Origin of the sequence: Bradyrhizobium sp. Arg237L (genome assembly GCF_029990105.1) — a bacterium.
Taxonomy (GTDB): domain Bacteria; phylum Pseudomonadota; class Alphaproteobacteria; order Rhizobiales; family Xanthobacteraceae; genus Bradyrhizobium.
In genome coordinates this window covers 1-20,402 of sequence record NZ_JAQMIL010000109.1, presented here as the reverse complement: position 1 = coordinate 20,402, position 20,402 = coordinate 1, and the positions used below count along the sequence as shown (strand labels likewise).

Genomic DNA, 20,402 nt, shown 5'->3' with positions numbered 1-20,402 from the left:
GCCAAGCTCCTTTCGGAGCTTGAATCACGGACATTCCAATCTGTGAATCCTGAATCTCAACAGACCCTAGATCACGACAGGCCGGAGACGATTTGGCGGACGGCGGCATCCCGACGCGCCTCGGCGACCTCGCCATCGAAGATGATCTCGCCCCGCTCGATGACATTGACGCGGGAAACGAATTCCGGAATGTGCTGCACGTTGGATTCGGCCATCAGGATCGCTCTCCCCGCGTCTCTGATCGACGCGATGCCGGCCGCGATGGTCGGGATGATCGCCGGCGAAAGACCCTCGAACGGCTCGTCGAGGAGCAGCAGATCGGGATCCAGTGTCAAGGCGCGGGCGATGGACACCATCTTGCGTTCGCCCCCTGACAGTTCGCTGCCGCCGCGATGAAGGTACTCCCTCAATTTCGGAAAGACGCGGTAGGCCAGATCGATGCGTTCGGCCGCCGGCTTGGCGCTGCGCCGGACCCAGGTCGGAAACGCGATGTTCTGCTCGACGCTCAGGCTCGCGAATACCTCGCTCTCTTCCGGTGAAAACCCAATTCCGAGACGTGCAATTTCGTGAGGCGCGGATCCGACGATGGATTTGCCTTGCCACAGGATCCGGCCCCCGGTCGGACGGTGCTGGCCCATCAGGCTTTTCATCAAGGTGGTCTTGCCGGCACCGTTGCGGCCAACCAGGCAGATCATTTCGCCTGGCTGCACCGTGAGCGCCACGCCGCGCAGCACGGGTGCTCCGGCTACGGAGACATCCAGATCTTCAACCGCAAGCATGTTGGGGCACTCTTCCGACGATGGAATCGATGACGCTGGCCTCGCTGAAGAAGGCGTCGGTCGGGAGGTCGGCTGCGATGCTGCCGGACCGAAGACCGATTACACGCGTCGCATAACGCGCAATCAGCTCCATGTCATGCTCGACCAGCACGATGCTTTCGACACCGCATCGCTTTGCCGCCTCCAGCAGCGTCTCCATGATCCGGTGCTTGTCGGCGCTCGCAATGCCGCTAGTCGGTTCGTCGAGCAGGATGAGCCTCGGGCGCAGCGCCAACGCGCTCGCGATATCGACCAGCTTCTTTTCACCTTGCGACAGTGCCGAACATTTGACCCCCAGGCGGTCCGCGAGCCCAAAGGATGTTGCAATTTCGCGCACCTCTTCCGACTCGGCGGCAAACGACGAGACTGCCCGCAACAGGCTGAACGTCCGGCCGATACGCGTGAACGCTGCGACGGCGATCATGTCGGATACCGTGAAGGTCGGATAGATGCTCACCAACTGGAAGGATCGTGCCAATCCCCGGCGGGCCCGTTCCGCCGGTCCCAGTCCGACGACCGAGCGGCCTTCGAACATCACGTCACCCGAATCCGGCGGATAAAGCCCGGCCAGCGTATTGACCAGGGTCGTCTTCCCTGCGCCGTTCGGCCCGACGATCGCGATGACCTCGCCCTTGCTGACGTCGAAGGAGACATCGTTCAGCGCGATGAATTTCCCATATGCCTTGGTGATTTCCCGAGCCCGCAGCAGCATCTCCATCTAGCGCCGCCTTCCGAAGGCCTGGGACAGCAGACCGACAATGCCCTGCGGCGAAAAGATGATGATCAATGCCAGCAGGGCTCCGAGCGCGAAGCGCCAGTACTGGGTATGCGCCATCAACGCGTCCTGCAGCAACGTGAACACCACCGAACCGGCGATCGACCCGAACATCTGGCCCAGGCCGCCGAGGACGAGAACGAACACCAGATTGCCCGACTGGGTCCAAAAAGCGAGATCGGGATCCGCCGCGCCAATGCTCACCGCCATGATAGCCCCGCCCACCGCGCAGTAGATCGCCGAGATGACGAAAGCCACGTACCGCACCTTCAGGATGGCGACGCCGAGAAATTCCGTCTTCCTTGGGTTGTCACGCATCGCTTGTAGCGCCAACCCGTAGGGCGATCTGACAATGACAGCCATCACGGCGAACATCCCGACGAATAACGCGAGAACATACCAGTAGAAGGGGCCGATCAGGAAAGTTGTCTTGCTCATTCCCGCAAAGGCAAAGCCGAGCAGGCTCGGGCGAGCAACTGAAATCCCCGTTTCGCCTCCGGTCAGTTCGTAGAACTTGAACAGGAAGGAATGAAAGATCATCCCGAAAGCGAGCGTCAACATACTGAAGAAGATCGTCGTATAGCGCACACACATCAGACCGATGACCGCGGCCGCCGTCCCGCTTACCACGACCGCCAACAGCAACTGCAGCTCGAAGCTCTTGATGGCGAGCTTTGAGCCGAGCAAGGCCACACTGTAGGCTCCCATGGCCATGTACATCGCATGACCGAGTGACAGAAGCCCGCCATACCCGAACAGCAGGTTCAGCCCGAGCAAGGCGATGGAAAAGGCGAGCATCGTGATGATGAGGGTCGCGTAGTAGGGACTGACCACGAACGGGACGATCGAGCCGATCGCCACGATCAGGATCAGGGAGCGGTATCTGCTCATGGCATCGCCTTTCCGAACATGCCGTAAGGACGGACCAGCAACATCGCAACGACCACGATGTAGATCGCCATGATCTCGATTTCCGGAAAGAACGTCAGAGCCAGAGCGCGCATGAAGCCGACGATGATGGCGCCAAACAAGGCGCCTTTCATGCTGCCCAGCCCCCCGATCACCACGACGGCAAACGCCTCGACAATCAATACCGAGGGCATTTCGAGCGACGCTGCCGTCGTCGGAATGACTAGCGCACCGCCCACGGTCCCGAGCACGGAACCAAGCACGAAGATGAGCATGTTGATGCGCCGCGTATCCACGCCGAGGGCGTCGGCCATGGCCCTGTTCTCCGCGGTCGCCCGGACGATATGACCGAGAGGGGTGCGTTCGATGAACCACCAGAGCGCCGCAGCGATCGCCAACGAGCAGGCAATGACCGCTGCGTTGTAGGTCGGGAAGCTGAATCCGCCCATGGTTACCCGGCCGTAGACAGACGGCAAATCGGCCATGATGCGCGGCTGTGCACCCCAGACGAAGCGCAGTAGATCCTGAAACATCAGCACGAAAGCGAACGTCATCAGAAGCTGAAACGCCTCGTCGCGCGCATACACCAGGCGAAGAACACGCTCGATGACGAAGCCGATCTGACCGGCGATGATGCCGGCCACCAGCAGCACGGGCAGCAACAGCAAAGGCGATCCGCCACGTTGAATAAACCAGTCGAATGCCGAAGCTCCGAAATACGCCCCGAACGCGTAGGTCGAACCGGCGGTCAGGTTGACGATCCGCTGGACTCCGAATACGAGCTGCAGCCCCGCGGTGACGAGGAACAGGACTGCGGCGCTGAACAAGGCAGCGACGAGGATATCGGCTGTAGCCATCGGTCCTACCGCTGCCCGCGAACTAGGCCGGGAATTTGGCTGTGTCCAACCAGGTCCAGAAGTCGGCACCCGATGGCTTCTGCAGCACCGACGCATCGAATTTGTAGGTCTTCGCCAGGGTGCAGACGTCGAAATTGTTGTCGTGCGTCGCCAAACCGCCGTAGAACACTTCCTGCGCGACGTGGTCCTTGCGCATGCTCGCCGGTCCGCCGAACGATTCGACTTCCAACCCCTCCATCGAGGCCGCGATCTCTTCCGTGGAAGGCCAGCTACCGCCCTTGGCCTTCATGGCCTTCTCGATGCCCCCCTTGTAGAGCATCATGGAAAAATAGGCGCGATCGCATTCCCAATGCGGGTAGTCCTTGTACTTATCCATGTAGTATTGGACGAACTCGGTCTGATCGGCCGACGGATTTGGCCGCGCGAAATACATCGTGTTGTAGCAAAGCAGGGTTCCTTGCGGCGTGAACGGCTTCTTCAGCTGTCCATGCTGATGTCCCGCCTGGACCAGGACGAACTTCGCCGTTTCGGTCAGTCCCGCGCTGGTCGCCGCCCTCATGAAGATGGGCAGGTCCGCGTTTCCAAGCACGCAGTAGATCAGGTCCGGCTTTGCGGCCTTCAATGCCGCGACATTGCTGGTGAAATCGAGCTGGGTGAATGACGACCATTGCTCGGCCACGACTTCCGCGTCGATACCGAACTTCTTGTTGAGCGCCTTGAAGGCGGTCCAGACGTTTCTTCCGTAGCTGTAATCGGGGCTTATCGCGGCGATACGCTTGAACTGACCGTTGAACTCCTTGATGGCGATCAGCGACGCCATCACGGCCTCGCACTCGTTGTCGGTGCTCTTGAAGACGTACTTTGGCGACGGCATGGTTTCCTTGACGCCGTCCTGGGTCGTACCGTCCCAGAAGATGGTCAACGCCTGCATGTCCTCGAGCGTCGGGGCCATCGGCAGACTTACGCCGGTCGAATAGACACCCTGGATGCAATCGACCTTTTCCTGCAGAACGAGCCGGCGCGCGCGCTCCAGCGTCTCCTTGGCGTTGGTCTCTTCCTCGACGACGAGTTCCACCTTGCGGCCGCCGATGCCTCCGGCGGCATTTATCTTTTGCGCGGTCCATTCCGCCGCGCGAAGGCCATTCGCGCCGATGTAGGCGGCGGTGCCGGCACGCGCGGCGATGATTCCGACCTTAAGAGGCGCGCTCTCGGCGATTGCCGGCATGGCAACCGGGCCGATCGCCGCCACCGCGGCAGCGCCACCGATTCCCTTAAGCAGTTCCCGTCGTCCGATTCCGCGCTTCTTCATCATGATGGCTACCTGTCTGTTTGAATGGGACTCTTCTTCAAGCGAAACCAAATCTGGTCAAAATGGCACGGAGTTCTTCCGCCTCCGCGCCCTCCAACCCGAGTATCGGCGCGCGTGGCCCGCCGACCGGCTTTCCGATCATCTCGAGGCCGCTATGGGCGACGCGAATGATACCGAGGCGACTGCCGAGTTCGCTCAGTTCGAACAGTTTGCGGGCGAGTTCGGCGGCCCCGGCGGCGTCGCCGGCCTTCGCCGCGCTCCAGAATGCGACGCACTCCGCCGGGCATATGTTGGCCAATCCGGTAAACCAGGCCGGCGCGATCCCCAACGCCGGTTCCAGGATGAGCGTGTCCTGACCGATGCCGACGACGACCTTGCCTTTGGTCAATACCGGGATCGTCAGTGCGCGCGGAAGATCGCCCGACGAGTCTTTCATTCCGACGACGTTGGGAATGCGGGCAAGCTTGGCGATCATGGAAGGAGTAAGGTCGATGCCGGCAAGCCCTGGATTGTTGTAGAGCCAGACCGGAACGGCGCTCGCTGCCGCGACCGTTTCGTAATGTCGTATGATTTCGCGATCTGTCGGCCGCCAATAGTTCAGCGGAACGACGAGAACGGCGTCAGCACCGTTTTCCGACGCATGGCGCGCCAGCCGAACGCTTTCCGCCGTCGTCATCGCACCGATGCCCATCATGATCGGTATCTTCCCACCGACGTGCTTTGCCACCGCTTCCAGGGCTTCGGTCTTTTCCGCTTCGGTGAAATAGCCGTTGGCGCCCGTGCTGCCGAACAGGGTGACGCCGCCGATATCGGCGGCAATCGCCGCGTCGAGATGGAGCTTCCAACGCGCGTGGTCGATCGAGCCATCGCCATTGATCGGCGTCACCGAGAACAGCACCACTCCTTCAATCTTCTTCAACATTCATGCTCCCCGGCCGATCCTCAGAGAGGCGTCGTCGCTGCCTTAATGACTGCCGGGTCGCAACATCCGACGCTCCGGCTGTGCGGGAAAGGTCCGCTTGCGAAATAACCGTGGTGCCGGTCGCCAACGACGAATGGCACCATGTCGCAGGCGTGCACCGGCCCTATGGCGCGATCGCGAAGCGTTGGACCATGGGACACTCCCAAACGGCGTGATCTTGGGAGATTTTCATCAACCGAGGCTCACATGAAACCTGCAGCAGAGAAATTCCAAGGCGTTTCGGCCTTCATTGTTACTCCGACGAAAGACGACGGCGAAGCGCTGGACCTGGCTGCGCTGAAGCGGTTCATCGACTTCCAGATCGACAGCGGCGTCGACGGCATTACCGTGTTCGGCAGCACCGGCGGCATCGGCTCTTTCAGCGAACAGGAACGGCAGCAGGTCATCGAGACCGCCGCCCGGCACATCAACGGGCGCGTCGTCCTCACCGCCGGCACCGGTTCGATCCAGACCGCAGAGGCGATCAGGCTTTCGAAGTTCGCCGCCGATGCCGGCGCGGACGGCGTCCTGGTGGTCCCGATCAGCTATTGGCCGCTCACCGACGACGAACTCTATGGACACTTCGAGGGCATCGCGAATGCCGTGAACATCCCGGTCGGCATCTACAACAATCCCGGCACGACCGGGATCGACATGAAGCCGGCCCTGATCGCCAGGATCGCGGAGATCGACAATGTCGGCTTCGTCAAGGAAAGCTCGGGCGACGTCACCCGCATATCCGCGATCGCCCACAAGACCAAGGGAAGCATATCGATTCTGAACGGCAACGATGCCGGAACGCCGGCCGCGATCGCCGCCGGCGTGCATGGCTGGTTCGCCGGGAGCTGCAGCATCATGCCCAAGCTTTGCACCAACCTTTTCGCGTTGCGAAAGGCGGACAAGGGGATGGAAAAGCTGCGCCAGGCGTTTGCCAACATGTATCCGATCTGCGAGTTCATGGGACTCAAGGGCTACATTCGCGTCGCCTACGCGGCCTGCGACATCCTCGGCCATTCGATGGGGGCGCCGCGCAAACCGATCAGGAGCCTCGACAAGGCAGATCGCCTGATACTGGAGCGGCTTCTCGCCGATGCCGGCGTGACCGTCTCGGTTGCCGCGGCATAAGGCGTTGCCCGTTCAGAGCGCGCGAGCCGCTACACCGTCTCGCGCCCTCCAGCCTGTTTCGGCGATCGGGGGAGCGGATAGGCCCGGAGCGACACGGCTGAGCCCGTGCGCGATCCGCGCCACCCCTTCTTTCGCGGCTTCGGGAGTCAGCAAGGAATAACCGAGAACGATGTCACGCGGGCTTTGCTGCGGCCCGAACTCGTAGGCTCCGGCCTGCGCCACGGTGTAGATTCCGACGCCTTCCGCGGCGGCGATCGATGCCACTTCGGCCGCGGTTGGGAAATGCGACGGAAGTTTCCACATGACGTGCATTCCACCGGCGGCACCGGAAATGTCCGCCGGACCGAAATGCGTTTCCATCGCATCCAGAAGCGCGGCCCTGGTCTGCCCGTAGGCTTGCCTTATGCGCCGCAGATGACGCTCGAAGGCGCCGCGGCCGATGAAATCGGCCAGAACGATCTGCTCGATCCAGGGATTGCCGCAACTCGCGAGCGCCTTGACGTGCCTCATGGGCTCGATCAATTGCCTGGGAACGATCGCGTAGCCGGTGCGCAAGCCCGATCCGACCGATTTGGAGAAGGTGCCTAGATAGATCACCGACGTATTGTCGTTCAGTCCGGCCAAAGCCGTCAGCGGCGGTCCGTCATAGCGGAAATCGCTGTCGTAATCGTCTTCGACGATGTAGGCGCCGTTGCTTTCCGCCCAGGACAGCAGTTCCAGCCGGCGGCGCTGGCTCATCGTGACGCCTGTCGGGAATTGATGCGAGGGCGTTACGTAGATAAGCGAAGCGCCGGTTCCTTCCAGGGAATCGATGCGGGCGCCTTGATCGTCGAGCGGAAGTGGCACCAGGGTGCAGCCATAGCTTTGAAAGGCATAAGCTGCTCCCCGATAGCACGGGTTCTCGACCGCGACCCGGACCGACGGTTGAATGAAAAGGCGGCCGATCAGGTTGAGCGCCTCCTGGGCTCCGGCAGTCACCACCACCTGCTCCGGATCTACCGCAATCGCGCGGTTCGTGGAGACGTGGTCCGCGATCGCCTGGCGAAGTTCGGGCAACCCTTCCGGAGGACTGTAACCGGAGATATTGGCGCTTGCCCGGGAGACGTTCTCGATCATGAACTGGCGCCATTCCCGCAGCGGAAAATTACGCCAATTGGCGCTGCAGTAACGGAAGTCGATCCGGTGCTCGCCGATCCCCGATCGGGCCATCTGCAAGGCCTTGGTCTTCAACAAGACCGGCGGATGGCGGACGTCACGACCCGGCACCGCCGTGTCCCTGGCGACGTCTGTGACGCCTGCCGGCTGCTGCACGGCCCCGACGCAATCGTCGGGAAGCGGATCGGCGACAAATGTCCCCGATCCCGAACGCATCTTCAGGTATCCTTCGTCCGCGAGTTTTTCGAACGCGTGGATGATCGTGTTGCGCGATACCCCGAGTTCCCGCGCGATCTCCCGCGAAGAAGGCAGTTGCGCCCGCGGCCTCAGCACGCCGGCGACGATGGCCGCACGTACCTTCTCGCACACCTGGGTCTGGAGCGTGGAGGGGCTGGACGGATTCAATTCGATGGGAAACATCACACAGGTCCCGACGGCCTCGGTGCCGACTCCCAAGCAACAACCATGCCATGCCCTCTTCGCGGGGCAGCCGAGCCTCGAAAACGAGCATGGTATCGGTCGGTTGGGCGCGCAGAGCCTACTTCGGACGATTGGCCCACCCGACTTTTTCAAAGCGGTTCTAAGACGACGGAAGCAGCAATCTTATGGTGGGGATCCTTTCCGTACGTGGAGTCCGGCCGAAATGACCAGTATCATCACCTCGAAAACCACTGACGCTCCCAGCGAAAGGGCACGCCTCAAGCGGTACAACTGGTTGGCCAAATACGATCGGGACACCATCAATGGGATCATCGATGCCGGCATCATCTGCCAGGTCGGCTATGTGATCGACGGCTCGCCCTACGTAACGCCGACCAATCATTGGCGGATCGATGATTTCGTTTACTGGCATGGCTCGTCCGCAAGCCGCATGCTGAAAGCGCAACAGGAGGGCATTCCCGTCTGCTTTACGGTCACGCATCTCGACGGAATCGTTTTTTCGCGTGCCGCTTTCAATCACAACGTGAACTTTCGTTCGGTCATGGCCTTCGGCAACGCCGAGCTTTGCGCGGACGATGTCAAACGCGAGGCGTTGCAGGTATTCGTCGATCGGCTTGCTCCGGGCCTGTGGGAATATGCGCGCAAGCCCACCGATCAGGAGTGGAAGGCGACCAAGCTCATCCGCATGAAACTCGACGAAGTCTCGGCCAAGGTCAGCGATGGCTTGCCCGACGAAGACGCTGACGATCTGGCCTCGAATCTGTGGGCGGGATCGGTGGGGCTGCGACTTGTGCTGCAGCCGCCGGTGCCCGATCCGAAACTGCGGGAAGGAATCGAAGTGCCCGCCTTCGTGAAGCAGTTTCTTTACCCGAAGTGAGTTTTCTGGAACTTCGAGGAGCTGTTCAAGCGTGACCCGGATCGCGCCCGATGCCGCGAAGCAGCACACGGACAGGAGGACAGCATGCGCATTCTCGTATTTCAACATCTGGCAGTGGAGCATCCGGGTTCGTTCCGCGACCTCTGGCAGGCGAAAGGCCACAAGTGGCACGCGGTCGAACTCGACGAGGGAGGCTCGATCCCGGCACTTGAGGCGTTCGATCTTATGGTCGTAATGGGCGGCCCACAGGACGTCTGGCAGGAGGACATCCATCCCTGGCTTGTCGCCGAGAAAGCTGCCATCCGCCGATGGGTCCGCGACCTCGGCCGGCCATATCTCGGCATCTGCCTCGGACATCAATTGCTCGTCGACGCGCTCGGCGGTCGGGTCGGACTGATGGATCGACCCGAGGTGGGCCTGGCCGACGTCGAACTGACGCCCGAAGGCCTTCGAGACCCGCTGCTGTCGGGCCTTGGCGGCGCCATGCAGACATTCCAATGGCACGGTGCCGAGGTAAAGGAAGGGCTGCCGGGAGCCGTCGTATTGGCACGCAACCCGGCATGCGCCATCCAGGCCATCCGGTACGGCGACCACGCTTACGGCCTTCAGTATCACGTCGAGATAACACCCGAGACCGTCTCGGACTGGGAAGCTGTACCCGCGTACAAGACGAGCCTCGAACAGTCGCTGGGTCCGGAGAAAGCGTCACGCCTGAACGCGACGGTTGCCCCGCATCTCGCGACGTTCCGTACGACCGCCAAGCGCATCGACGACAACCTTCTTACCATCCTCGCCGGCCGCCTTGCTGCTGCGCGATGAGGCGCTGATCGAACTGGATTTCTCTCTCGGTTACGTGCGGCCGCTTTGCGCCAACAGCGGCCAGTCGCAAGAAAGCCGGGTTCGATTCCCGTCGGGGCGATTGTGGAGACCGGAACGGCATGGAGCGTGCCTGCTGCCGTGGAGCCTCCCGTTTTATTTTTGCCAGCTAATGGCGCACGTCATTTTGTTGGTATTTCTGTTGGTATCGGCAGCAATCGACGATGAAAATTTCTACAAATTCAAATGATTATCGCATTGGGCGGTTATCGGCCAGGGAAGTGTGGCTAGCGTAACTGGCGGACGGGGATCGTAGGGCCGCCTACACGAGTCCGAGATGAGTTGCGGCTTTTGCTCTCGGTCTGCGATTACAATCGAGCCATCGCCCCCTGCCCGAACTCGGCGCACGTAATCGAAATTGAGTAGCGATCCTCAAATAGAAAAGGTGGGATGCGCTCATAAGCGTAGCGAACATGGTGATCGATCCACCCAAAAGCAATAAGCTAACGGAGAGGCTCTCCCTAGCGATTCATCATTCCGATTGCGCGCCAACGTTGCCGTTTCAACTACTACCTTCAAATTTCCTTTTATCTGATTATTCGGCTCGGCATTCTCGGCCTGTCATAGCGCACGATAGCTGCAGAAGTTGCCGAAAGCCCTCTTATGCATTTCGATATCTCCCAATCGAGTCGCAAGCTTGCCGCGGCAGCGGGTGCCGTCGATAGGGATCGATCTTGCCCTGATGCGGCTTGCCAGGCGACGTCGAATACATCGCGCACTTCTAGTGCTGACGCGAAATGAGCGGCCGTCGAAATCTCTTGCAGGCCCCTCCGGACCCGGCCATCATCGCTTTTGCCGAGGAGCTCGGCCGCGTGCTGGCGCGGCGGGAGTTCGTGAAGATGGAACAGGCGGCAACGCGCCGCGAGAATGCCGAAGAGAGCGACGATGGCGAGAGCTGCGATATACGCCCGCTACTCATCCGACCTGCAGAACCCTCGCTCGATTGAAGATCAGGAGGCGCTGTGCCGCCGCTGGTGCGAGCGTGAAGGCCATGGTGTCGTCGAAACCTTTTCTGATGCTGCGCTTTCTGGTGCCTCGGTCCATGGCCGGGCCGGTCTTAAGAATCTGATCGCCGGCGCTGTTGACCGTCGCTTCGACGTCGTGGTCGTGGAGAGCTTCGATCGCGTTGCACGCTCGCAATCGGAGCTGCCCCAAGTCTGGGAAATGTTGCGCTTCTGCGGCTGTGAGCTTGTAGCCGTCGACGACGGGCGCGCGAGCGAGATCTCGATCGGCGTCCGTGGCTTGGTCGGCGCGCTCTACCTCACGGACCTCGCATCCAAGACACGCCGCGGGCTTGCCGGAAAGCTCGCGCAGGGGCAACGAGCCGGTGGCTTGCCGTACGGCTATCGTCCGATCGCGGGGCGGCCCGGCGAGCACGAGATCGACCACGACCAGGCGGCGGTCGTGCTGCGTATCTTCCGCGACTATGCCGGAGGTAGCACTTGCCGCGACATCGCTGCCGCTCTTAATCGCGAAGGTATTAAACCCTTTCGCGGCCGTGCCTGGAACGCGTCGACCATTCACGGATCTGCGAAGCGAGCCTCCGGCATGATCTGCAACGAGATCTATCGGGGCGTCATTGTTTGGAACCGCGTCGGCAAGATTCGCAATCCGCAGACGGGGCGCAAGGTGCCCCGAGTCAACCCGCGCAGTGAGTGGCGGCGGATCGAGGCACCGCATCTGCGCATCATCCCGGAAGATCTTTGGCAGGAGACGGCGGCTCGGCTTGCCAAGGCGCGAACCACGAATTGCGGCTGGAAGGGCGTGCCGCCTCGTCGCATCCTGTCGGGCCTCCTGCGGTGTGGCGAATGCGGCTCAAGCCTCGTCTCGGCTGGCTCGCAGCGCGGCCGGCCCGTGGCACGGTGCTCCCGCTCGATCGAGTCGGGAGATTGCACCAATAGGCGCCAATGCCGGCTTGACCTGATCGAAGAGGCTGTGCTCGGGGGCCTACGCGAGGAGCTCAAAAATCCTGCCGTAATCGAGGGTGCCCGCCGGGGCTTTGCCGAGGAGTGGGCGCGACTCTCGAAGGAGCAGTCGCGCGAGAGCGCCGCGGCTGAGCGCAAGCTACAGGATGCGCGCCGCGAGGCAGCTAGGCTGGTCGACGCAGTTGCAAAGGGAGAATTGACCGGACGTATGGTAGGCGCCAGGGTCGCCGAGCTCGAGGCCGAGATTGATCGCCAGGAGGCGCGCCTCGCTCGGGCGACCGAGGGGAACGTCGTCACCCTGCATCCGGCTACTCTCGCCGTCTATCTCGATGCGGTGGAGCAGCTCGCGAAAGCGCTTTCGGCCGCCGATGCCAAGGCTGCGTGCCTCAAGCTGCGCGAGCTCATTGACTGCATTGTCGTCGCACCGCGGCTCAGGCCCGGCGATCCGATCCATTTCGAGGTTCGCGGGCGCCTAGCCGCCCTGATGCAGCCCGACCCGGGCAAAATGTCGGTGAGAGCGTTGGTGCCCAGGGGCGGAATCGAACCACCGACACTGCGATTTTCAGTCGCATGCTCTACCAACTGAGCTACCTGGGCAGGTCGCGGGAGGGCCAAAAAGGCCGAGCGAGCGGGCGGGTTATAGTGGGGTGGAGGGGCGATGTCTACCCGGCTTCGCCTTTGGCTACGCCGGGCGCGGCCCCGCATCGCAGAGCCATCATGGGCGCGCCGCGTTATCCCCAACTTATTGGTAAGTCTGATCTATTCCTCCTCGGCCTGGTCGTCGCGGCCGGGGACGATGTAGGTGCCGGAGAGCCAGCGGTTGAGGTCGACGTCGCGGCAGCGGGCGGAACAGAAGGGGCGGAAGGCATGCTCGGCCGGCTTGCCGCAGATCGGGCACGGCCTGGACGGCGTCTTGGACGGTTTCTCCGCCTTCGCAGGCGCCTCCGCGGCGCCCGCCTGTCTTCGCTGTTCCGGCATTCAACCAACCGTAGCGGTGTTCAGCCAGCCGTATCGGATCGGAAACCCTTCGCCGCCGAGCAGCGTGACCGTTTCATAGAGCGGCAGGCCCACGACATTGCTGTAGGAACCGACCATCTTGACCACGAAGGAGCCGGCAATGCCCTGCACGGCATAGCCGCCGGCTTTGCTGCGCCATTCGCCCGAACCGATATAGGCCTGGATGTCATCCTCACTCAAACGCTTGAAACGCACGCGGGTTTCGACCAGGCGCTGGCGGAACGCTTCCCTCGGGGTCACGAGGCAAATCGCGGTGTAGACGCGGTGGTTGCGGCCCGACAGCAGGCGCAGGCACTGCGCGGCCTCGTCGACCAGCTCGGCCTTCGGCAGGATGCGGCGGCCGACCGCGACCACGGTGTCCGCGGCCAGAATGAAGGAGCCGCGGATGTCGTCGTCGAGCTGCACCGATTTCAGCGCCGCTTCGGCCTTGGCCCGCGCCAGGCGGTTGGCGCAGGCGCGCGGCAGCTCGCCCCGCCGCGGGGTCTCGTCGACATCGGCCGGACGCAGCGCGTCGGGCTCGATGCCGGCCTGGTTGAGCAGGGCCAGCCGCCGAGGCGAGCCGGAAGCAAGAACGAGTTTAGGACGGCCAAGCATGCAGGTTCTTGGAGGAAGCAGGATTGGGTGGGTAAGCGCGCGCGGAACCTATCGGAAGGGGCCTTCTTTCACAACCGTGGAACCCGGGTGCGAATCATTTCCATCAGGAGGACGTAAGGCCCCATAAGCACAGCTCTTTGTCAGTGAAGCGACAAGAGGGCGTGAGCGGCGCGATGCGGCCTACGTCTGTGCGCGCGGAGGTGCGAGTTGATGTGCCCTCGCCCCTTGTGGGAGAGGGCTGCTCAGGTGGTGGAGGCGGACTCACTTGGGTGAGGGGTTGGCTCCGCGGGCGCTCGTCCCTCGAGAGACCGGAGACCCTCACCCGGATTGCATCTGGCGATGCAATCCGGCCTCTCCCTTGCAGGGAGAGGCGGGAGCAAGTGAGAGCGGCGGGCCACACGCGTCCCTACTCGTTTGTGGCGCCGGCTCTTGCAAAACGGCGGCGGATGCGGGTCAGGAGGCCGTCGCAGACTTCGCGATAGGCTTGGAGTTTCTGCTCGCGGTTGCCTTCGGTGCCGGTGGGGTCATGGGTCGGCCAGTATTCGACGTCGGCGGCAAGCGTGCGGGTCAATTCCAGCGCCTTGTGGTGGGCTTCCGGCGACAGCGTCACGATGAGGTCGAAATTGAGCCCTTCCCAATCCTCGAGCTCGTCGAAGGTGATCGGCTTGTGGGCGGAGATATCCTGGCCGAGCTCGGCCATCACGGCGACCGCGAACGGATCGAGCTCGCCCTTCTTCACGCCGGCCGAGCGCACATAGAGTCCTTGCGGAAACATCTGCTGCAACAGGCTCGCCGCCATCGGCGAACGCACGCTGTTCTGGCCACATGCGAACAGCACGGCCTGCGGATTGCGCGCGGGGGGCGCCCCCATTGCTTAAGCTTTTTTTGGCTGCGGTGCTCGCACCGGGATCATGTGTCTTTTTTGACGCATGATCTCCGCGCAAACGCTTCGCGTTTGTCGCAGCGAAAACCGGTTCCCACTTTTCGGGATCATGCGTCCTGCCCCTTCCAGTGGAGGACGCAGATCAGCGTGAATAGCCGCCGCGCGGTCTCGAAATCGATCCGCACCTTGCCCTTCAACCGCTCCTGCAGCGTGCGCGAGCCCTCGTCATGGATGCCGCGGCGGCCCATGTCGATGGCCTCGATCTTGTCCGGCGTCGCGGTTCGGATCGCCTGGTAGTAGCTATCGCAGATCATGAAATAGTCCTTCACGATCCGCCGGAACGGCGTCAGCGACAACAGATGCGCCACCACCGGCGTGCCGTCTTCCCGCCTGATGTCGAACATCAGCCGGTTGCCGGTGATCGCGATGTGCAGCGTGTACGGCCCGGGCTCCGTGCCAACAGGCGCGAACAGGTTCTGCTCGATCAGGTCGTAGATCGCGATCGCGCGCTCATGCTCGATGTCCGGCCCGGAACGCCCGATCGATTCCTCGTCAAGCGTCACCGCGACGATGCGATTGTTGGGATCCTCCTCAGTGGGCGGCTTGTTCATGAGAGGTTGAGGCGCAGTCCGACGGAACGGGAATGGGCGTCCAGCCCCTCGGCCTTGCCGAGAGTCATCGCGGCCGGCCCCAGCGCGCGCAACTGGTCGGGGCCGCATTTGAGGATCGAGGTCCGCTTCATGAAGTCGAGCACGCCGAGGCCGGAGGAGAACCGCGCCGAGCGCGCGGTCGGCAGCACATGGTTGGAGCCGCCGACATAATCGCCGATCGCTTCCGGCGTATGCGGGCCCAAGAAGATCGCGCCGGCGTTGCGGACCTTGGCCGCGAACGCTTCGGCATCCGCTGCCATGACTTCCAGATGCTCGGCCGCGATCGCATTCGCGAGCGCCACCGCATCGTCGAGATTTTTCACCAGGATGATCGCGCCGAAATCATTCCAGGAGGCGCGTGCGATTTCTGCGCGCGGCAGGGTGACGAGCTGCGCTTCCACCGCGCGCTCGACATCGGCGGCGAGCCGCGCGCTGTCGGTGATCAGGATCGATTGCGCGCTCGCGTCATGCTCGGCCTGCGCCAGGAGATCCGCGGCAATCCAGTCGGCATTGGAGGTCGCGTCGGCGATCACGAGCACTTCGGAAGGACCCGCGATCATGTCGATGCCGACCTTGCCGAACACCAGCCGCTTGGCGGCGGCCACATAGGCGTTGCCGGGGCCGACGATTTTTGCAACGGGCGCGATCGTGGCCGTGCCATAGGCAAGCGCCGCCACCGCCTGCGCGCCGCCGACGCGATAGATCTCGGAGACGCCGCCGAGCTGAGCGGCCGCCAGCACCAGCGGGTTGAGCTTACCGTCGGGCGCCGGCACCACCATCACCACGCGCGGCACACCGGCGACCCTCGCCGGCACCGCATTCATCAGCACCGAGGACGGGTAGGCCGCGGTGCCGCCGGGGACATAGAGCCCGACCGCTTCGACCGCGCTCCAGCGCCAGCCGAGCTCGACGCCGAGCGGGTCGACAAAGCGCTCGTCCTTCGGCATCTGGCGCTGATGGAACGTCTCGATGCGGTCGCGGGCGAGCTTGAGCGCGTCGACCGTGGCGGCTTCGCAGGTCGTCACGGCGGTATCGATCTCCGCCGCGGTGACGCGCAGGCCGGAGGCGTCGAGCTCGAGCCGGTCGAACTTACGGGTCGCCTCGATCAGTGCGGCATCGCCCCGCGCCACCACGTCGTCGACGATCGCGCGCGTCGCGCGCTCGACATCGGCCGAAACTTCGCGCTTGGCGGCAAGGAAGGCGGCAAAGCGCTGCTCAAAATCGGCACTGCTTCGGTCCAGGCGGAGGGGCATGGGGCGTTCTTGTGATTGAGATCAGGGTCCCTGCTCAATGGCGCGGCGGATAGGGGCCGTCAACCCTCGATGGCCGACAAAGGAGCCGGGCGGTAGGGTGGGCAAAGCGTAGCGTGCCCACCATCTAACGGCGTGCTCGGAATGGTGGGCACGCTGCGCTTTGCCCACCCTACGGCACTTTCACCGGGACGACACGGAATCACTCCCCGCCGGGGCGGTGCCGAGGTCGTCGGGGCCGAGATCGGTCAATTCGCATTCCAGGCATTCGACGTCGAGCCGGAGCGTGGCGCCCTGGCTGAACAGGAGCAGTGCGCTGCCGCCGGGGGCGGCACCCTGGTGAAACTCGATGCCGAGCAGTTCCAGGGTGGCGTCCGGCGCCTCCAGGTTGATCTTGCGCGACTTGCAGGCAAGCACGCGGTCGAAGCGCAGCGCCGCGATCAACCGGCGCGAGGCGGTTTCGCCCGACAGCGTCTGCTCCCAGTCGAGCCTGGACATGCCGACCACGAGCCGCTTCTCGCCCTGGCGCCAGACGATGTCGGAGGCCTGCACGTGGGCGTCCTGCACATGCGCCGAGATCACGGCGAGATCGTCGGCATCGAGCGCGATCAGTTTGAGCGGCGCGGGCGGCATCATGCCGAAAGCAATCTCCTGGACCAGAACCGGTTCCCCCCGATATCAGTCCCTGATGCGCTCGATCGACGCGCCGCAGGCCGACAACTTCTCCTCCAGCCGCTCGAAGCCGCGATCGAGATGATAGACGCGGTTGACCATGGTCTCGCCTTCGGCGGCAAGGCCGGCGATGACAAGCGAGACGGACGCGCGCAGGTCCGTCGCCATGACCGGCGCACCGCGCAATCTGTCGGTGCCGCGGATGGTGGCGATCTCGCCGTCGAGCGAGATCCTGGCGCCGAACCGCGCCAGCTCCTGCACATGCATGAAGCGGTTCTCGAAGATGGTCTCGGTGATGACGGACGCGCCGCCGGCGCAGGTCATCAGTGCCATCAATTGCGCCTGCAGGTCGGTCGGGAAGCCGGGGAACGGCGCGGTCGTGACCTGCACCGGGCGAAGGCCGGCGCCGTTGCGGCCGACGCGGATGCCGTCATTGTTGACGCTGACGGTGGCGCCGGCTTCGCAGAGCACATCGAGCGCCGATTGCAGCAGTTCAGGACGCGCGCCGGAAAGCTGCACCTCGCCGCCGGTCATCGCGACCGCCATCGCATAGGTGCCGGCCTCGATGCGATCCGGCAGCACGGTGTGGCGCGCGCCATGGAGCCTGGCGACACCCTCGACGATGATGCAGGGCGTGCCGGCGCCGGTGATGCGGGCGCCCATCTTGTTCAGGCAGGCGGCGACATCGGCGATTTCAGGCTCGCAGGCGGCGTTGGTGATGACGCTGGTTCCCCTGGCGAGCGTCGCCGCCATCAGCGCGACATGGGTGCCGCTCACCGTGACTTTGGGGAAGGCGATGTCGGCGCCGCGTAGGCCACCGGGCGCTTTCGCGACGACATAACCGCCGTCGATCAAGATCTCCGCCCCGAGCTTCTCCAGCGCCATGATCAGGAGGTCGACCGGCCGGGTGCCGATGGCGCAGCCGCCGGGCAGCGACACCCTCGCCTCATGCATGCGTGCAATCAGCGGCGCGATCACCCAGAAGCTGGCGCGCATCCGCGACACCAAATCATACGGCGCGGTGGTGTCGATGATATCGGCGGCCGAGATGTGCAGGGTCTGGCCCTGGTACTCGCGGTCGCCGGGCCGCTTGCCCGCGGACATGATGTCGACGCCGTGATTACCGAGGATGCGCTGGAGCTGCGCGACGTCGGCAAGCCGCGGCACGTTGTCGAGGATCAGCGTCTCCTCGGTGAGGAGTGCTGCGATCATCAGAGGCAGCGCGGCATTCTTCGCGCCCGATATCGAAATGGTGCCGTTGAGCTCGTTGCCGCCGACGATACGGATGCGATCCATGCTGCCTCTTGCTCTGATCCGCGAAAAACCTATCGAAGGAAGGGGCTACCGCAAAAGTGTTGAAATTTAGGGCAATTCCGTGGGCTTTTCAGGCGGCGGCCGCGAACTGGTCGAAGGAGACGCCGGTCAGCGTCGCCGAGACCTCCCACAGCATCGCCGCGACCGCCACTTCCTTCGCCTGCGGCATGATCTTCGCCTCCACCGGCGGCCCCTTCAACTCGTAGAACCAGTTCGGTCCATAATAGCCGCCGCGCTTGGCGTCCGGCGAGGTCGCGGCAAATAATGTCGGCAACGCGCCGGCCGCGGCGGACTGGCTAGCATAGGGTTGCAGCAAGCGGCTGAAATACGAGGACAGGCTCCTCGTACCCGGGCCGTTCGGGATCAGGTCGGTACGCGCATAGCCGGGATGGGCGGCGTTGCTCATCAGACCCCAGCCGGCGGCGTCGCTGCGGCGCTGCAATTCGAGCGCGAACATCAGCATCGCCAGCTTCGACTGGCAGTAGGCGCGCCACGGGCGGTAGGACCGCTCCGACTGGAGGTCGGCGAAATCGATCGCGCCGGAGCGGTGCGCCAGGCTCGAGAGGTTGACTACCCGGGGCTTGAGGCCGCGGCGAAGCTGCGGCAGCAGCCGTGCGGTGAGCGCGTAATGGCCGAAATAGTTGATGCCGAGCTGCATCTCGAAACCGTCCTGCGTCGTCCGCCGCTTCGGCAGCGCCATCACGCCGGCATTGTTGATGAGGAGATCGACCGAAGGGCGGCTGATGGCGAAGCGGCCGGCGAAGTCGGCGACCGAGGCAAGGCTTGCCAGATCGAGCGTCTCGTAGCTGACGTCGGCGTTCGGATATTGCGCGCGGATGCGCTCGAGCGCGTGCTTGCCTTTGATGTCGTTGCGGCCGGTCAAAACCACGGTCGCGCCGGCGCCCGCCAGCGCCAGCGCGGTCTCATAGCCGAGCCCGCCGGTGGCGCCGGTGATCACGGCGGTCCTGCCGGTCTGGGGTGGAATGTCTGCAGTGCTCCAGCCGCTCATGCTTATATCTCCTGGTCTCGAATCGGGGTGTGGTTCCCAGCCGCGCTTCCCTAAATGTGCACTAGGTGCAATTTTGCAAGTGGTGAAGGATTTGAAGCGACCGGCGACCCCGCGCAGACCGGCTAAGGGCAGGTCATCAAAGGAGAAAACCGCGCCTCCCGCGGCGCCGGGCCTGCGCGCGCGCAAGCGGCAGGAGACGCGCGAGAAGCTGACGCGGGCGGCGATGGCGCTGTTCCTGGAGCGCGGCTTCGAGGCAACCACGCTGGACGACATCGTCGCCGCCGCCGACATCTCTCGCCGCACCTTCTTCCACTATTTCGCCTCCAAGGAAGACGTCGTGTTCGCCTGGCAGGAGGAAGCCAGCGCGGCGCTGATCGCGGCGGTCGCGGCGCGGCCTGCCGGCGAATCCATGCTCGCGGCGGCGGAGAACGCCATCATCGCGATGGCCGGGCAGCTCGATCCCGCCGAAGTGGTGGCCTTGGCGCGGCTGAAGCAGGACAACCCGGCGCTGCAGGCGCGCGATCAGCTCAAGTATGAAAAGCTCGAGCGCACGCTGGCCGATGCGCTTCTCAAGCGCACAGGCAACAAGACGGACAAGATGCAGGCGCGGCTGGTCGCGATGATCGCAACCGGCGCGATGCGCGTCGGCGGTGAGCTCTGGGCCGCCGAGGGCGCCCGCGAGACGCCGGAGCTTCTCGCAAGGCGGATGTTCGCGGCAATCCGCGCGATGTTCGAATGAGTGCCATTCTCCTTCGCCCCGCCCTTGCGGGGAGAAGGTCGGGATGAGGGGCTCTCTCCGCTAACACAGTGACAGGCGGACTCGCGGAGACCCCCTCACCCGGATCGCATCTGCGATGCGACATAGCCGAAGCTTCGCTTCGGCGTTAAGAACGGCCGCCGAATGGCGGCCTATGCCTCTCCCCGCGCGCCGCTGTCATATTCGCACATCTTGCGAAGGAATTTGATCGCTGATTCCGTGAGTTGA

At 63.5% G+C, this 20,402-nt stretch carries 23 protein-coding genes and 1 tRNA gene; 6 read left to right on the top strand and 18 right to left on the bottom strand.

The genetic code is table 11. The annotated features are described in order from the left end of the window. Window positions 1-71 precede the first annotated feature (71 nt). From OZ411_RS40140 to OZ411_RS40115, 6 genes are read right to left on the bottom strand one after another with little or no spacing between them, the layout of a single operon-like run. Window positions 72-779: an ATP-binding cassette domain-containing protein gene (locus OZ411_RS40140; protein ID WP_282532360.1), complete on the bottom strand. Its 708-nt coding sequence runs from the start codon at window positions 777-779 to the stop codon at window positions 72-74. After that, a complete protein-coding gene (locus OZ411_RS40135; RefSeq protein WP_282532359.1) occupies window positions 766-1,536 on the bottom strand; it encodes an ATP-binding cassette domain-containing protein in 771 nt (256 codons plus the stop codon). The genes OZ411_RS40140 and OZ411_RS40135 overlap by 14 nt, the downstream gene beginning before the upstream one ends. After that, window positions 1,537-2,454, bottom strand: coding sequence for a branched-chain amino acid ABC transporter permease (locus OZ411_RS40130; RefSeq protein WP_282532358.1), 918 nt, complete (start codon window positions 2,452-2,454; stop codon window positions 1,537-1,539). A 26-nt stretch (window positions 2,455-2,480) separates the two neighbouring features. Further along, on the bottom strand, window positions 2,481-3,359 hold the full coding sequence (locus OZ411_RS40125) for a branched-chain amino acid ABC transporter permease (RefSeq protein WP_282532357.1): 879 nt from the start codon (window positions 3,357-3,359) through the stop codon (window positions 2,481-2,483). Between the two features lie 22 nt (window positions 3,360-3,381). Continuing rightward, on the bottom strand, window positions 3,382-4,671 hold the full coding sequence (locus OZ411_RS40120) for an ABC transporter substrate-binding protein (RefSeq protein WP_282532356.1): 1,290 nt from the start codon (window positions 4,669-4,671) through the stop codon (window positions 3,382-3,384). A gap of 34 nt (window positions 4,672-4,705) precedes the next feature. Beyond that, entirely contained in the window at window positions 4,706-5,590 is an 885-nt protein-coding gene (locus OZ411_RS40115) for a dihydrodipicolinate synthase family protein (RefSeq protein WP_282532355.1), read from the bottom strand. A 246-nt stretch (window positions 5,591-5,836) separates the two neighbouring features. Here OZ411_RS40115 and OZ411_RS40110 point away from each other — a divergent pair, with 246 nt between their 5' ends. Continuing rightward, window positions 5,837-6,754 (top strand): dihydrodipicolinate synthase family protein, encoded by a 918-nt coding sequence (locus OZ411_RS40110; RefSeq protein ID WP_282532354.1) that lies wholly within the window; start codon window positions 5,837-5,839, stop codon window positions 6,752-6,754. 12 nt (window positions 6,755-6,766) lie between these two features. On the opposite strand, the gene OZ411_RS40105 is transcribed toward OZ411_RS40110, so the two are convergent. After that, window positions 6,767-8,125, bottom strand: a complete 1,359-nt coding sequence (locus OZ411_RS40105) for a PLP-dependent aminotransferase family protein (protein ID WP_282532353.1) — start codon at window positions 8,123-8,125, stop codon at window positions 6,767-6,769. Window positions 8,126-8,165: 40 nt separating this feature from the next. Here OZ411_RS40105 and OZ411_RS40100 point away from each other — a divergent pair, with 40 nt between their 5' ends. From OZ411_RS40100 to OZ411_RS40085, 4 genes are all read left to right on the top strand, one after another. Beyond that, on the top strand, window positions 8,166-9,227 hold the full coding sequence (locus OZ411_RS40100; protein WP_282532352.1) for a pyridoxamine 5'-phosphate oxidase family protein: 1,062 nt from the start codon (window positions 8,166-8,168) through the stop codon (window positions 9,225-9,227). A gap of 84 nt (window positions 9,228-9,311) precedes the next feature. Continuing rightward, entirely contained in the window at window positions 9,312-10,046 is a 735-nt protein-coding gene (locus OZ411_RS40095; RefSeq protein WP_282532351.1) for a type 1 glutamine amidotransferase, read from the top strand. Further along, a complete protein-coding gene (locus OZ411_RS40090) occupies window positions 10,030-10,293 on the top strand; it encodes a hypothetical protein (RefSeq protein WP_282532350.1) in 264 nt (87 codons plus the stop codon). Before OZ411_RS40095 ends, OZ411_RS40090 begins: the two co-directional genes overlap by 17 nt. A 547-nt stretch (window positions 10,294-10,840) precedes the next feature. After that, on the top strand, window positions 10,841-11,050 hold the full coding sequence (locus OZ411_RS40085; protein WP_282532349.1) for a hypothetical protein: 210 nt from the start codon (window positions 10,841-10,843) through the stop codon (window positions 11,048-11,050). On the opposite strand, the gene OZ411_RS40080 is transcribed toward OZ411_RS40085, so the two are convergent. The 11 genes from OZ411_RS40080 to OZ411_RS40030 all read right to left on the bottom strand — a co-directional run bounded on the left by OZ411_RS40080 (window position 11,019) and on the right by OZ411_RS40030 (window position 19,417). After that, window positions 11,019-11,627: a hypothetical protein gene (locus tag OZ411_RS40080; protein ID WP_282532348.1), complete on the bottom strand. Its 609-nt coding sequence runs from the start codon at window positions 11,625-11,627 to the stop codon at window positions 11,019-11,021. The genes OZ411_RS40085 and OZ411_RS40080 overlap by 32 nt on opposite strands. 540 nt (window positions 11,628-12,167) lie before the next feature. After that, window positions 12,168-12,482: a hypothetical protein gene (locus OZ411_RS40075; RefSeq protein ID WP_282532347.1), complete on the bottom strand. Its 315-nt coding sequence runs from the start codon at window positions 12,480-12,482 to the stop codon at window positions 12,168-12,170. A gap of 67 nt (window positions 12,483-12,549) precedes the next feature. Then, window positions 12,550-12,625 (bottom strand) — tRNA-Phe (locus OZ411_RS40070). A gap of 162 nt (window positions 12,626-12,787) precedes the next feature. After that, a complete protein-coding gene (yacG, locus tag OZ411_RS40065) occupies window positions 12,788-13,006 on the bottom strand; it encodes a DNA gyrase inhibitor YacG (RefSeq protein WP_130578881.1) in 219 nt (72 codons plus the stop codon). Continuing rightward, entirely contained in the window at window positions 13,007-13,639 is a 633-nt protein-coding gene (locus OZ411_RS40060) for a Maf-like protein (protein ID WP_130578882.1), read from the bottom strand. A gap of 406 nt (window positions 13,640-14,045) precedes the next feature. Beyond that, the gene (locus OZ411_RS40055) at window positions 14,046-14,510 is read right to left on the bottom strand and encodes a low molecular weight phosphatase family protein (protein WP_282532346.1); all 465 of its coding nucleotides are present in this window, start codon (window positions 14,508-14,510) and stop codon (window positions 14,046-14,048) included. A 119-nt stretch (window positions 14,511-14,629) separates the two neighbouring features. After that, complete coding sequence (locus tag OZ411_RS40050; RefSeq protein ID WP_130583723.1) at window positions 14,630-15,133, bottom strand: UPF0262 family protein; 504 nt, start codon at window positions 15,131-15,133, stop codon at window positions 14,630-14,632. Further along, window positions 15,130-16,425 carry a histidinol dehydrogenase gene (hisD, locus tag OZ411_RS40045; RefSeq protein ID WP_282532345.1) on the bottom strand — a complete coding sequence of 432 codons (1,296 nt, stop codon included), beginning with the start codon at window positions 16,423-16,425 and terminating at the stop codon, window positions 15,130-15,132. The genes OZ411_RS40050 and hisD overlap by 4 nt, the downstream gene beginning before the upstream one ends. Window positions 16,426-16,605: 180 nt before the next feature. Then, window positions 16,606-17,058, bottom strand: coding sequence for a DUF2948 family protein (locus tag OZ411_RS40040; protein WP_130583721.1), 453 nt, complete (start codon window positions 17,056-17,058; stop codon window positions 16,606-16,608). Between the two features lie 42 nt (window positions 17,059-17,100). Then, entirely contained in the window at window positions 17,101-18,390 is a 1,290-nt protein-coding gene (gene murA, locus OZ411_RS40035) for a UDP-N-acetylglucosamine 1-carboxyvinyltransferase (RefSeq protein ID WP_282532344.1), read from the bottom strand. 88 nt (window positions 18,391-18,478) lie between these two features. Further along, on the bottom strand, window positions 18,479-19,417 hold the full coding sequence (locus OZ411_RS40030) for an SDR family oxidoreductase (protein WP_282532343.1): 939 nt from the start codon (window positions 19,415-19,417) through the stop codon (window positions 18,479-18,481). Between the two features lie 91 nt (window positions 19,418-19,508). On the opposite strand from OZ411_RS40030, the gene OZ411_RS40025 reads away from it, so the two are divergent. Next, window positions 19,509-20,156, top strand: a complete 648-nt coding sequence (locus tag OZ411_RS40025) for a TetR family transcriptional regulator (protein ID WP_245476784.1) — start codon at window positions 19,509-19,511, stop codon at window positions 20,154-20,156. The last annotated feature ends 246 nt before the right edge of the window (window positions 20,157-20,402 follow it).

What these genes read in the sequence shown, in the direction of transcription:
- OZ411_RS40140 (WP_282532360.1), bottom strand. Translation starts at nt 779, where the DNA reads ATGCTTGCGGTTGAAGATCTGGATGTCTCCGTAGCCGGAGCACCCGTG.
- OZ411_RS40135 (WP_282532359.1), bottom strand. Translation starts at nt 1,536, where the DNA reads ATGGAGATGCTGCTGCGGGCTCGGGAAATCACCAAGGCATATGGGAAA.
- OZ411_RS40125 (WP_282532357.1), bottom strand. Translation starts at nt 3,359, where the DNA reads ATGGCTACAGCCGATATCCTCGTCGCTGCCTTGTTCAGCGCCGCAGTC.
- OZ411_RS40120 (WP_282532356.1), bottom strand. Translation starts at nt 4,671, where the DNA reads ATGATGAAGAAGCGCGGAATCGGACGACGGGAACTGCTTAAGGGAATC.
- OZ411_RS40115 (WP_282532355.1), bottom strand. Translation starts at nt 5,590, where the DNA reads ATGTTGAAGAAGATTGAAGGAGTGGTGCTGTTCTCGGTGACGCCGATC.
- OZ411_RS40110 (WP_282532354.1), top strand. Translation starts at nt 5,837, where the DNA reads ATGAAACCTGCAGCAGAGAAATTCCAAGGCGTTTCGGCCTTCATTGTT.
- OZ411_RS40105 (WP_282532353.1), bottom strand. Translation starts at nt 8,125, where the DNA reads ATGCGTTCGGGATCGGGGACATTTGTCGCCGATCCGCTTCCCGACGAT.
- OZ411_RS40100 (WP_282532352.1), top strand. Translation starts at nt 8,166, where the DNA reads ATGATCGTGTTGCGCGATACCCCGAGTTCCCGCGCGATCTCCCGCGAA.
- OZ411_RS40095 (WP_282532351.1), top strand. Translation starts at nt 9,312, where the DNA reads ATGCGCATTCTCGTATTTCAACATCTGGCAGTGGAGCATCCGGGTTCG.
- OZ411_RS40085 (WP_282532349.1), top strand. Translation starts at nt 10,841, where the DNA reads ATGAGCGGCCGTCGAAATCTCTTGCAGGCCCCTCCGGACCCGGCCATC.
- OZ411_RS40075 (WP_282532347.1), bottom strand. Translation starts at nt 12,482, where the DNA reads ATGGATCGGATCGCCGGGCCTGAGCCGCGGTGCGACGACAATGCAGTC.
- yacG (WP_130578881.1), bottom strand. Translation starts at nt 13,006, where the DNA reads ATGCCGGAACAGCGAAGACAGGCGGGCGCCGCGGAGGCGCCTGCGAAG.
- OZ411_RS40060 (WP_130578882.1), bottom strand. Translation starts at nt 13,639, where the DNA reads ATGCTTGGCCGTCCTAAACTCGTTCTTGCTTCCGGCTCGCCTCGGCGG.
- OZ411_RS40055 (WP_282532346.1), bottom strand. Translation starts at nt 14,510, where the DNA reads ATGGGGGCGCCCCCCGCGCGCAATCCGCAGGCCGTGCTGTTCGCATGT.
- OZ411_RS40050 (WP_130583723.1), bottom strand. Translation starts at nt 15,133, where the DNA reads ATGAACAAGCCGCCCACTGAGGAGGATCCCAACAATCGCATCGTCGCG.
- hisD (WP_282532345.1), bottom strand. Translation starts at nt 16,425, where the DNA reads ATGCCCCTCCGCCTGGACCGAAGCAGTGCCGATTTTGAGCAGCGCTTT.
- OZ411_RS40040 (WP_130583721.1), bottom strand. Translation starts at nt 17,058, where the DNA reads ATGATGCCGCCCGCGCCGCTCAAACTGATCGCGCTCGATGCCGACGAT.
- murA (WP_282532344.1), bottom strand. Translation starts at nt 18,390, where the DNA reads ATGGATCGCATCCGTATCGTCGGCGGCAACGAGCTCAACGGCACCATT.
- OZ411_RS40030 (WP_282532343.1), bottom strand. Translation starts at nt 19,417, where the DNA reads ATGAGCGGCTGGAGCACTGCAGACATTCCACCCCAGACCGGCAGGACC.